Source organism: Neobacillus niacini (assembly GCF_030817595.1).
Classification (GTDB): domain Bacteria; phylum Bacillota; class Bacilli; order Bacillales; family Cytobacillaceae; genus Neobacillus; species Neobacillus niacini_G.
Genome location: NZ_JAUSZN010000001.1, coordinates 6167314 through 6179814, shown reverse-complemented (window position 1 = coordinate 6179814; position 12501 = coordinate 6167314). Strand labels below are relative to the sequence as shown.

Below are 12501 nucleotides of genomic sequence, written 5' to 3'. Positions count from 1 at the left end.
TGCTTTATCTGAATATTAAATTGCAGGGGTAGTTGGGAGATATTGCATTCAAACATAATTTCAATGGTACCAATGCCCCACTATAAAGAAAATACACTTTTGTGAGTGCCTACACTGTTTGTTCATATTCCTTTACAATTTTATAGAACGAGTTACGCTTTAACTCTAGAAGATTCATGAACTCTGTTCCAGTTAATTGTCTTGTTTTCCATTTTTGATAATTACTTTTTAATGTTTCAAGTTGTTTCTTTGACAGTGTATTTAAGTTTAATTGTGGTCTGCCAAGATGTTTTCCTGCTTTTTTGGCTGATATTATGCCTTCTCTTTGACGTTGTTTAATACGATTCCGTTCATCCTCTGCCATAAAAGACATTACTTCAAAGACAATATTACTTATCATTTTAAATATATCTTTTATTTCCTTTTGAGAATAGTCAATGTTTAGAGCTGGCATATCTAATACACGAACATTAATTTCATTATCCCTAAAGAATTGCCATTCCTGTTTAATCTGTTCTTGATTCCTACCAAGACGGTCTAATGATTTAATTACAAGTGTATCACCCTTCTCTAAGGCTCTTTTCATGTATTGATACCCTACACGGTCAAAGTCTTTACCACTTGCTTTATCCTCATATATGTACTTGTCCTCAATGCCTAATGCCTTCATTTCATCATATTGACGAGCCAAATTCTGTTCCTTTGAAGATACACGTAAATAAGCTACTGTTTTAGTCATTTGTAACCTCCGAATATATTATAATCCAATTATAACCAATGCATTTATAAAGGTCGATATATTTTATAAATAAATGTTTATTATTAAAATAACCTTTATAAACAATAAATACGGCTTAAAATGTACTTTTTTATTCGTGTTATAAACCTATACCTTAATAAACATTCATTAAATAAAAAAGTTTCCACATATAAAAACTATTTGTGGAAACCTTCTTAACTTTAGTTTTATAAATCATCTAACTTAAAACGATGTTAAATCATCACTGATGAGAGATTCTTTTTCTCTCTCTATTTCTTTCTTTAGTTCTCTTAGTATGTCAAATCTTATAGAATAACTGATGCCGATACAATCTAATAAAAAATGATTTACTACTTCAAAATTTTTAGGATGGTTAAACCATGAGTAAGAATTATCATCTATGATTTGACCTTTTATACATGTAGTTGGCGTAATAATTTTATTAAAAATATCCATTTCCTCTTCCGAAATCCCATACTTTTTTGAGTTTTCAATGTATTTTTCTTTTTTATTCCAAAGCAATTCCAATATTTTATAATTTGGCTTTTCAAAAGTTATAACAATAAAATTATTCCAATCGCTTCCTTTTTGACCTCCACTCGATTTGTAACCTTTAATTTGTTCATGAAAATTCTCTTCTATGTATTGCATACTATCTGCGTAAATCGACATAAACACATTTTGTAGATAGTCTACATCTCCACTTGTTTCATTATTATCATGATATACAATGAAGAATTTTTTCCCGAATGTGAGTTTTTTTCTCTCCAGTAAACTATCAGTATTTACTGCATCAAAATATTGGTAACTGTTACTATTGTATTCTAAAGCATCGCAGATAAATTTATATATTATTGAACGTCTAAAAGTTTTATAATCTATATCGTAACACAAGTCTAGGACATTAAGATAATCAGCAAAGTTATTACTAGAGTAGATATTATTTAATATCGTTTCCTGCAGTTCTTTTGTATCTGTGCAAATATACTGTGCAGAAAAATACTCTTGAAGGGATTTATGTTTCCATCTATATAGGTTTCCATCTTTGTAAAAGAGGGGAACATTCGCAACTAAATCAGTTAAAAATTTACTTTCTTTAAATGGGATTTTTGTATGACCTTTTGCGTTAGAAAGGTACTTTATTATTTCATCTCTATCATATTCTACCTTTCCCTTCTTCCATGTAAAGTAAGCAACATACCTCAAAACTGTATGAAACTCTTCAATATCTAAGCCACTTAATTTCTCGTGTACAAACATTCCTCCTTTGGTTAAATCATGATTTTCAAATAACGCATCATAAACTTGACGATAAAAGATACTTTTTTTGTATGAAATAGTCTGTTTATATTCATATCCTTTAAATAAAAGCGATACCATTAAAGGATTTGTTAAAAACTCTTCCAAATTTTGATAGTTTTTTCCTTCTGTAATTATCTCTATAAGCTGTTCTGCTATATTGTTTTTTTCATCATACTTTCTTAATAAATTAAATGCTTCATCTTGTTCTAATGGCTTTATATTAAACTCATGAAAATCAGCAAATGATGCTATAGCTGTTTGAGGTCGCGAAGAAAGAATGAAGATATTTTCTGATGCCTTTGAAATAAAACTTTGCAAGTCTTCCGTCACGCTACTCCTATCATCTAAAGGAATTTCATCGTATCCATCCAAAAAGAATATAAAGTCACCTCTTTTGATAAGGTTCAAAATAAAATTTCTGTCAAACTCCCCATCTATCGGGTTTAATTCTTTAAAAATCTCATCAAGAACTTTATTGGTTTTGGATAATTTTCTCAATTCTATGAATATCGGAACGCCCTCATTAGACTTGATAGAATCTATAAACATCCATTTAAGCAAGGTAGATTTACCCATTCCAGCAGAATCTGTAATAACTAATTTCTTATATTTTGAAATAAATTCTGCTTTATATCTATCAATCAAAACTTCTTCATTCGCGTGTGAAGATTGGAGGGATAAGGGAATGTATAGCTCCGCAAGGTTTTTCGGTCTATTTTGGAATACAACCGTATTCATAATATTATTTCTCTCATATCCCCGTTTTAAGTAATCTTTGAACTTATCTTCAAATATATTTTCATATAAATCATTTGTAAGTTTGCTCTTTTTATACATCTCCTGTAATTTAGGTTTTATCCATACATCTACCACCGAAGAAATGAACGGAGTTACTATTGGGGCAACATTTTTAACTATCTCAAGATTCGCATTCAAAATAATCCCACCTCATTATGTACTAACCAGATTATACCAATCATTTTGTTAGTGATAAAGAAATTTTGAATTTTGTATAAATCAAAAGATAAGTTATAGTCTTAATGACAAAAACTTTTTAACTTCCCACTTTAGCAAATAATTGCTTTTGTGTTTCTATTCCATTATCTTAACCAGTGCAGAAGTACATGCGTAGCCTATGTACGCCAATGGTAACCGCCCCATTTATCCAAAAGTCTATGTTGTTTTATACTTTAATTTCACACTACCTTTTAGACAAATCAAGATGATTTTAGATTAATTTTAAGACAATGACTGTATATTGGACAAAAGTTGAAACTTTTAGACAGGCATTTCCTTTAAGTTTGTACAAAGAAAACTCAAACAAAGACTACTCCAGTAAGAGTAGCCTTATGATGTATACCTATTTGAAGATAGAAAATCCACATTATTTATACTTGTTCTTGGTTACATAGCATATTTTATTTATTATTAGTCATTTTTCTACACGAAGGGCAATAGGGTCTTTCTAATAAATGATCACTACGTATTTCCCATTTATACCCACAACTCATACATTGTGCTGTTACTTTTTCTCTACTTGAAACGTAATTTAATACTTCAATAGTATTATCTGATTTTTTTAATACCTTCTGTTTATAAGCTTCTGCCCTTTTTACTTTGTTATCAACTTTATCTTCGCTAGGCTTATCTATTACTTTCTTAGTAGCTTTAGATTTTTTTCGTTTCCTAATTTTGGACAATTTTTTTGTAAGCAATTTTTCTACAAACTCATTATTTTGTACTCCTTCATTTATCATGCATACTTTTAAACAGTTATACGATTCTGAAGGATCTATACTAAATTGAGTTTCTTCATCGGTTAATTGATGAATTTCATCCAAGACAGCCGATAATTTATTCAATTTTCTACCTTTAATTGTATAATCATTAATCCCATGCTTATATTCAGCTTTTGTAGAAATAAAAGAGTTATCTATTTCATTATCAATTACGCAAGAAATGTTAAACCTTGTTGGTTTTACAGGAAACATAAACTCTTTCTCAATATACTCCATTTGAGACTGACAATTTATTGTTGTTTCATTCTTGATATAATTCTTTTTTTCTAATTTCTTTCCTTCATTATCAATAAAACAATAATCAATCCTGATAATATTTGGGTCTTTTCTAATAAATTCACTTCTGCTACTTCCATTATTTGAAATGTATATTTTAATATGACATGTGTTTAACAAATCATTATCTTCATTCATTTTTATAGTAAGATTATTCGACCTGTCTTTTAGACAAAATGACTCAAATTCCAAAGAAGGAAAAATCAATTTATATCTTTTATGGTTCATTTCCTTCAAATAGTTTTTCCGTAAGTCATAAGCTTTTATAAAAAGTTTATCTTTATAGTTCATTTCATCTTGTAGTTGCTTAATTTTTTTATCAAATATACCTATCTTATCTTTAAGTTTTTGAATCATCCCTTTGTTTTGTCGATTTACCGCTTCTTCGTATTCAACCTTAGCCAGGTTATAATCTACTAATGTTTTGTCTATCTTTTGATTCAACCTTTGAATTTCACTAATTTCAGCGTTAAGCTTATATAGTTTTATCAATTCATCAAGATTAAATTTTACTTCATCAAATTTTATTAGCGTGTCATTATTTAGCTCTTCTTTCTTTTCCAATAGATAGTTGATATTTCTAGGTAAGGAATACTCAAAATTAAATCTTGTAAATCCATATTCGTAATGAGACTTTATACCTTTAATATCTTCCAACAATATCTTCAAAAAATCATCTATTTCGGAGTTAGTCATTTGTGATTTTGAAAATCGAAAACTAAGTTGTTTAAGAAGAGAATTTAATTGATTAAATCCAAAAAATGAAGGTATTAATCTTTGAAAGTATTCATGTTCTTTTTCATCTAAATATTCTTCTTGTACCTCTTCTAAAACAACCATATGGAAGTCATGTAGAGTACAATTATTTTCTATCATGTATTTAAAAATTTTACATGCTTTATATTTCCCGTCATAGAAGGATGCTTTTCTTGAAAAGAAATATTTATGATACTCATCATATGAAAGCCTATTTAAAGCAATAATTTCTTCGAAATGCTGTTTATATCTATTTTGTATATTTTTTGCTTGTCCTATATAAATGGGGACAATTTTTTCATTAGTGAAATTGTCTATATAAATCATATATATACCTGAAACATTAAGATTCGTTTCTGGTGTAACTTCCCTATATAAATTGTCTTGTATTAATTGTTTTACTTGGTATTTTATATCATCAATCTCTCTCACTTTATTATCCATTTTATTTTCCCCTATAAATTAAACTTTATAGATTTCCTATATATATTTTACACCATTATCCTTATTTGTCCTTCTTGAACTACACTGTCTATAGTTGAATAATTGTTCACACGTAAAAACTATCTCAATTGACAGGTTTTTCAAAAGAATCATACGGGGATAACATTTAACAAGATTGTGGGGATAGGATACTATTTTGTAGGTAAAAAATGATTTTATAACTGTTTAATCAATAAAACGGTTGTTTTTTTAAGCAACCGTCATTTTTTACTCTCTAACTCTTTTATACAAACATCTAAAATTTCTTCAATTATTTTCGTTCTCTTTTTATTAGCAAATATGTCCCGGATAATAAATACAATACCTATTAAAAACATAATAATTAGCATCGATAAATTAACTACAGTTTGAAATATTTGTGATACATCGATTTCATGTGATGTTACTCGAGTAAAATAATTTATTATATTTCCATTACTAAGATTTGTAGCAAAAACTCCAAACAAAAAGGTGAGGAACACTTTTCCAAATAAATCAAATGGAGCTTCATTGTTTAGGGATTTAAAATACCCTTTTAATAACCTTAATTTTGTTACATCATGTTCTGAATAAACTAGTAGCTTTTTATAAACAAACTCCAAATTTTCTAGTAAATTTTCTTTAACTTCTGCATTGTCTAGAATCTTAATGATAAAACTGTCGCTTCCATCCAACCTATCAATCCAATTGTATAGTATTTTATTATTCTGTTTCTTATTATTGGAGTAAATTAGCGAATAATAGAAAAATATGATGATAAAAGTGTTTAGAATAATAAGGATAACATAATCGACATATTTGGGATTTATTAGATACGCAATAAATACAAATATTGTTGAAATAATAAAAAATATAAGTAAAAAAACAATAAATTTAAAACTACTTTTAAGAATATTTAACAATGTATTTATATCCCCTTTCTTTTACTAATTTAACATATTAGCAAGGAAAAATTTACTAATAAAAATTTCATTAGTAAAATTATATAGGAAAATAGGTTTACTTTGTTGAATTAATAATCTTAGTAAGGGGGAGATTATGATGGTTTATAAAAACGAAGAAATTGTGTTGCAAAATAAAATAATAATTGAGCATAGTTACATAGAAGATGGATTAAAGCTTATAGAGAGAGAAACGGTTATTCCCTCATCAAAAAAAAGATGTGATATTTTATTTGAAGATAAAACTGGAACAAAACTTTATATCGAAGTAAAAGAAGTAGTGGATGATAAAGCTATTGAACAAATTAATGAATATAGAATATTGGTAGGAAAAGAAAATTCAAGATTTATGTTACTTTCAAACTATCCAATACATGAGATTTATCAATTAAAGTTAAACAATTTACAAATTGAGTATAAGAATATTAATAAGAATGACATTGAAATACATTTAAAAAACGTACTAGAAATTCCGAAAGGAAATTCTATTTATCAAACTAAAGAAAATATCATTGGAATACTGGGCAAAAATAGCCTTATAGCAAATGGAATATATGAATATGTAGCTAACAATTTACATACTTTAGACACACCAATTATCTGTAATATCTCAGATGGAATTATGTTTCAAGTCGTGCAATGTAACGAGAAATTTCTATCAATATCAACTATTGGAAATCGATTGCTTTTTCATTTCCCAAATGGAAACCGTGATGAGGTATACGAGAAATACAAAAAAATAATCCCCGAATTATATCGATTCAAAGATAAGAATTTACAGATTGCTGAGAAAAAGGACAAAGAGCCTAATCAAATTGAAATTAAATTGGAATATATTAAGAGTTTAGAATACATCAAACCGCTTATTGATGAAGCGTTTAAAAAGGTATTAAAACATTTTTAAATCATTCTTTTACAATAACCAATAATTGTGTGGTGAATTTTTATGGTTCGGTATAATTCAAAATACATTAAAGCATAATTGATTGCCAATATAAACAATTAACAAGTAATATCCAAGCCAGATATATTCTTAGTATTGACCTTAATAATAAATCAAATAAAGTTGCCACTTTTATTATGATGAATCCTAGTAAAGCAGACTATAATACCTCTGATTTAACAGTAAATAAAGTTATTAAATTCGCTTTCATTAAAGGTAAGGGAAGTATAGGTTTAATAAATATCGTAAATTTATTTCCTTTTTATGAAACTCAGTCTAGTAGTTTACAAGCAGTTATTAATCATGTGAGAAATACGCCTAACATAAATTTCAAAGATATAATATCGTTGAATAATAAAATTATTAAGCATTCTCTACAATCATCAAATTATATTGTTTTGGCATGGGGAAATCCTTCTGATAATATAAACAAAAAGCTACACTTCGACCAATGCAATTATATAAAAAGTTATATAAGAGCCTTAAAAAACAACAAAACTTATGTCATAAAAACACATTATAAAAAAATTTTAACTAATGAAAGATACCCCAGACACCCTTCTAGACCATCCCTACAAGGATTTAAAAAATGTTGGATAAATGAAGCTGGAGAAATAATTATTTAGTTAAACATAGTTTTATTTATTTAATTATTTCTCTTGATAAAAATCGAATTTTATACAGAAAAACCCAAAAGAATATGGGGTTAAAATAATCTTCATGTTATATTAATACATGCAACTAATCAGTGACTAAAATCTTTTTTCCAAAATCGGTATTTAGAACAAAATTGTTCTGTTTGAGAAAGAGCAATTTTCTTTTTTTTACTCCTTTCGTAATCATCATTATTTTCTATTCCAAATATTTCTCCGACCAATGGTTTCATATCTTCTTCATACATAATAAAATCAGGAATAAAGTTATCATAAAACTCTATTGGATGATAAGGTTTCACAAATCGTTTTTCCTGTCTGCAAAGAGCTTCATAAATCACCTTTTCGTTACTACTTTCCACAAATAAACCCTTATCTGTTACAGGAATTAAACAATAATTACCCAAGCTTAAATTCTTATGGTATTTATCCTCTTTATACGCAAAACCAGCTACCACATATGTTGAACTATGCGGTTCTTTCTTAATTTTCTCTTTGAAAGTAGGCACATCAATATAAAAATCATGAATATTTTTAAATGAATCCTCACATGATACACACGTTTTTTTTGTACCATCATAAAGTGTAACTATTTTTCCAGTAGTTTCACGAAACAAGTACATATAAACAAAGAAAATATCTTTATTCACTTTTACTTCCCTTATACTCTTACGTTTATAATACATTTTATTTAAACTATTTCTCTTATTTGAAAATCTGATACGTTTTGATACCCCAAAAACATGATTTGCTACTTCGTATTTATCTTTAGGAAGTCTATGCTCTTTTCCGATAACAATATTTTCCCATGCCATCATATTTATTTTTGTTGCTAGACCAAAGATTGTCACTTCACCTTTACGAGTGGAATTAGGGAATCTTTTGTACACTTTATGAATCTCTTCAGTATTTTTAAGATTATCTCTTCTATCTTCAACCTTACCTTTTGTTAATGGAATAAAGTTCTCTATTCTAACAAAATATTCTCCAGTATCTTCATCGAACCTCCATGCCTTTTCATAGATGCTTCCCCCTTCAAATTCTGGATGTCTGCAACAATCATTGGAATGTCTTCTTTCCCTCGTGGCAGGATATAGAAAAAAAGGTTCTTTATCGGATATGTTCATCCTTATATGGTTTAAACAAGAACAATATAGAGAAATTTCTCCTTTTTCATGTTGTAGTTTTAGGTTTTTCAAATAATGTTCAGTCGCAGAATGATAACTTTTTTTCTCAATTAAAATGCCTGTTTTTTCATCAATTATTTCAAATGAACGTGCTGTATTCACTTTATCCCTCCTCAACATGATTCCAGATTATGTTAATCGCCAATTACATAATAATAGTTTTTAATAGAATAACATATTCTTCCAAACTCAGTTTAAATAATTTGCCTACTGGAAGCGAAAAAGTACAGAAATACGAGAAGTGAGGGTATTAGTAATATTCCTCTCCTATACACAGATAGAAACCCCATTAATGAATGGGGTTTCTCATCTATGTTATGTTTTTGTGTTTGAATGCTCGATTAGCATTAAGTTTTCCCATACATGGGTTGTGTCTTATGTTGAGTAACTTAAGGTTAATCCAATATCCAAAATCTTAGATACATTTTGTAATCATAACCTATTACTTTTTTTGTTTTACCTATAATCAGTCTTCTAAGAAATATGTATTATCAATACTAGGTTTTTCTTTTGGTTTGTAAGAGGAAATCCATTCATCATCGTCCATGTTGTTATGCCTTGCCATTTGTCGTTCCATCCATTCACTTTGTTGTTTTTGTTCTGAAAGATATTCTTGATACTCTCTTTCTAATCTGTCAGCAACTTCACCTGCAACCTTTTTTTTACTCACTCTCATTGCATCAATTTTCTTTTGACCTCCTTCTTTAACGAATGGACAAGTCGTTTCTTTCCAAGCTTTGTACCCATTAGATTGCCATTTTGTCTTCTTGTCGAAAATTTGATTAAACAGGTCACTATTAAATTTGATGTTTTCATCTGTAACTTTTGCGTATGCTTTATCAAGTGCCTTTTCTACAACTGTTTCATTTGTAACCTTTTGGATATTGCTTTCAACTGATACAGTTTGCATTGTGTATTGATTTGCTTCTTGTTTAACTTTTCCATCTCCATCTCGATAATGACTACCACTAATTTTAGCTATAAATTTTTCACAACCAATGAGAATTTCTCTTGCCGTTTTATCAGTTACACCAAGTATTCCTTCCCACTCTTTGATTGAGATTCTCCATTTGTGTTGGGCATTCTCTCGCCACATTGTGTAACAAATAGCCATTAAGTAATGACCATTATTCTCTGCTAGATTGTATTGGACATACTTAACTTTTGTGAAGCCTTTCCAAACGAAGGGATTTTCTTTCCACTCAACCTTAGTTTCTGCTTCAAGTTTTTCCATTTCTTTATTGATTGTGATGACTAAAATATCTTTTAAGATTTTATCTTCATGCTCAAATGATATATATCCTTTTGTTTTCAACCCTTCAAGTGCATCAACTACTCTATTTTTGTCACGAGATTTAGTGCTTGTCTCCCATCTAAGACCTTTAACCAACATATCAACCATTGTGACTGTTGTATTTTCTAAACCAATTTGCTTCATGAATTGCAGGTGAGCAAACAACATAAACTCATCCTTATTTAAGTGGTACTTTGTACCAAAACTAAATGCCACATTTGGAATAATGGCGTAACTTTTAACATTGTTCATTTTCATTTTAATTAACTCCTTTAATTTAACTACTTATCCACGACCTAGATAGTGAGTAACCCTAAATCCCTGCTACGATTGGTGTACTCAACCAACGATTGATTTAATTCTTCAGTTCTCTCAAAAAGCCAAAAACGTTTCATTGTTTTGTCATGCAAAGCGGTACAAATATACCTTTTTCCCTTCTCATAACGCAAAAACTCTAGTAAATTTGTTGAGTAGCAGAAGAAGTATCTTTCTCCATTCATTTTCATTTCTCCTTTTGTGATTTTCCTTACATTTTTTAAAGTAATTGTTGAGATTATGTATTACAAAAAAATAAAAAACATGACATTGGTCACGTTTGTCTGGTATCTCTTGCATTCATTTTCTTCTACCCCTGTTCTCTAATAAAAGATTACAGGGATTAAGCTATGCACACCTTCTGATTATCCTCCTTCTGGATTAGCTCATATTGATTCAGTCAAGTAAACCCCTTGACTATATTACTATTATACCATATTTTTTAGTTTTTGTCCAATTTTACGCTATATAACTATTGACATTATTGTTTATTTATGATATTAACAAAAACGCTCTATTAACGACATTATTCAACTATTCCTTTTTCCCCTTCCCTTTATAAGACCCAATTAAAATACTATCTCTATAGGAAAAAATTGCTGTAATGGAAGGGCGAAGCCCAACCGAACGGAGTGAGGTAGTGAGCAAAGCGAATAAAAGAAGAGCGTTAGCGAAAACAGATAGGATGGAGCGTAGCGACTACCTGTTTCTATCTTTATTTCTTTTCACTATATTTATTCTATACTCGGTAATATCTGCTCTTTTTAGGAGCATTTTTTCCAAACACGCTCGGAAATAATGCTCAAATTTGATGCAAAAATTTCTAATCAATTTGTAATAAATGCTTTGATTTAGTGCAAAAATTACCGCTGGATTTTTACAATCGATAATCATAACCTTTTAACTCATGAAAATAATTACACTAATAAAGGAAGGAACGAGTATCGGAGTTGCAACTGCAAGATAAATATTCCTTTCTGCAAATGCTATAAGTATGATAATTCAGTAGAGTATCTGACAACAAATGAAGGATGAACATATTTGCCCATCCTTTCAAAAGTTACATTCATTGTTGATACGTTTTCCCTATTCTCTCCGCTTCTGCATTGATTTCATCGAGTTTATCATTTACGTCATTAGTTAATACACTAACACCTTTGCTAAAAGTTTCTTCATTTTCATGTGTTGCTCCATTCATTACGGCTACACCACCCATAAAAACAAGTTCTGTAAATTCTATTGTCAATGTATTTAATTTTTTGAATTTCTCTGGTACACCATTTTTCTCATCGCCTTTTTTCAGGACATCGCCAAATGTTGCCGTTTTTGCTAATGTCTCTGTAAATTGATTTTTCCAATTTTCATCTTTATATAAGGAAGAATTATTCTCCGCTTCTTGAATTAAATCAAGAAGTGCCATTGAATCTGTAAGCAATACATTGTCAAATGCATCTTCAAATACTTTAAGATATTTTTTCTCATCTTCACTCAAAGGTATTTTTTCTATAGTTTGAGTTTCTTCAATTTGTTCTGTAGTGTCTGTTTGTTCAATATTGTCACTTGCTTTTATTGCTTCACTCTTCTTACTTTCTTCTTTTCCCCTATTCTCTGTTTTAGTTGCTTCGGCTTTGTCTTCTTTATTGCAACCAACAACAAAAATGAGTAGACATACTAATACTAATGAAAAAAATCTTTTCATCGCTTCTCCTCCTCGTATTCCTACTTTACTTTCATTTCTATTAATCCCTTGCACCTTTCACTAATTAAAAAGTACCATAATGTTCTAATATTA

Annotated in this window: 10 protein-coding genes; 2 read left to right on the top strand and 8 right to left on the bottom strand. The window is 29.0% G+C overall.

Annotated elements, in window-relative coordinates; translation table 11 throughout:
• Window positions 1–109: 109 nt before the first annotated feature.
• From QFZ31_RS29470 to QFZ31_RS29455, 4 genes are all read right to left on the bottom strand, one after another.
• The gene (locus QFZ31_RS29470) at window positions 110–739 is read right to left on the bottom strand and encodes a recombinase family protein (RefSeq protein ID WP_307310097.1); all 630 of its coding nucleotides are present in this window, start codon (window positions 737–739) and stop codon (window positions 110–112) included.
• Window positions 740–982: 243 nt separating this feature from the next.
• Window positions 983–2998 carry an NACHT domain-containing protein gene (locus tag QFZ31_RS29465; protein ID WP_307310095.1) on the bottom strand — a complete coding sequence of 672 codons (2016 nt, stop codon included), beginning with the start codon at window positions 2996–2998 and terminating at the stop codon, window positions 983–985.
• 482 nt (window positions 2999–3480) lie between these two features.
• The gene (locus QFZ31_RS29460) at window positions 3481–5337 is read right to left on the bottom strand and encodes a GIY-YIG nuclease family protein (protein WP_307310094.1); all 1857 of its coding nucleotides are present in this window, start codon (window positions 5335–5337) and stop codon (window positions 3481–3483) included.
• A gap of 260 nt (window positions 5338–5597) precedes the next feature.
• Window positions 5598–6050, bottom strand: coding sequence for a hypothetical protein (locus tag QFZ31_RS29455; protein WP_307310091.1), 453 nt, complete (start codon window positions 6048–6050; stop codon window positions 5598–5600).
• A 364-nt stretch (window positions 6051–6414) separates the two neighbouring features.
• Here QFZ31_RS29455 and QFZ31_RS29450 point away from each other — a divergent pair, with 364 nt between their 5' ends.
• A complete protein-coding gene (locus tag QFZ31_RS29450) occupies window positions 6415–7221 on the top strand; it encodes an endonuclease NucS domain-containing protein (RefSeq protein ID WP_307310088.1) in 807 nt (268 codons plus the stop codon).
• A gap of 74 nt (window positions 7222–7295) precedes the next feature.
• Window positions 7296–7886: a DUF1643 domain-containing protein gene (locus tag QFZ31_RS29445; protein ID WP_307311843.1), complete on the top strand. Its 591-nt coding sequence runs from the start codon at window positions 7296–7298 to the stop codon at window positions 7884–7886.
• A gap of 119 nt (window positions 7887–8005) precedes the next feature.
• Here the strand turns inward: QFZ31_RS29445 and QFZ31_RS29440 are convergent, their stop codons facing one another.
• The 4 genes from QFZ31_RS29440 to QFZ31_RS29425 all read right to left on the bottom strand — a co-directional run bounded on the left by QFZ31_RS29440 (window position 8006) and on the right by QFZ31_RS29425 (window position 12408).
• A complete protein-coding gene (locus QFZ31_RS29440) occupies window positions 8006–9202 on the bottom strand; it encodes a hypothetical protein (protein WP_307310085.1) in 1197 nt (398 codons plus the stop codon).
• Between the two features lie 364 nt (window positions 9203–9566).
• Window positions 9567–10652 (bottom strand): hypothetical protein, encoded by a 1086-nt coding sequence (locus QFZ31_RS29435; protein ID WP_307310083.1) that lies wholly within the window; start codon window positions 10650–10652, stop codon window positions 9567–9569.
• Window positions 10653–10690: 38 nt separating this feature from the next.
• Window positions 10691–10894, bottom strand: coding sequence for a hypothetical protein (locus QFZ31_RS29430; RefSeq protein ID WP_307310080.1), 204 nt, complete (start codon window positions 10892–10894; stop codon window positions 10691–10693).
• Window positions 10895–11775: 881 nt separating this feature from the next.
• A complete protein-coding gene (locus tag QFZ31_RS29425; RefSeq protein WP_307310077.1) occupies window positions 11776–12408 on the bottom strand; it encodes a hypothetical protein in 633 nt (210 codons plus the stop codon).
• Between the last annotated feature and the right edge of the window lie 93 nt (window positions 12409–12501).

Coding starts and splice junctions, on each gene's coding strand:
- QFZ31_RS29430 (WP_307310080.1), bottom strand. CDS start 10,894: ATGAATGGAGAAAGATACTTCTTCTGCTACTCAACAAATTTACTAGAG.
- QFZ31_RS29460 (WP_307310094.1), bottom strand. CDS start 5,337: ATGGATAATAAAGTGAGAGAGATTGATGATATAAAATACCAAGTAAAA.
- QFZ31_RS29435 (WP_307310083.1), bottom strand. CDS start 10,652: ATGAAAATGAACAATGTTAAAAGTTACGCCATTATTCCAAATGTGGCA.
- QFZ31_RS29450 (WP_307310088.1), top strand. CDS start 6,415: ATGATGGTTTATAAAAACGAAGAAATTGTGTTGCAAAATAAAATAATA.
- QFZ31_RS29470 (WP_307310097.1), bottom strand. CDS start 739: ATGACTAAAACAGTAGCTTATTTACGTGTATCTTCAAAGGAACAGAAT.
- QFZ31_RS29425 (WP_307310077.1), bottom strand. CDS start 12,408: ATGAAAAGATTTTTTTCATTAGTATTAGTATGTCTACTCATTTTTGTT.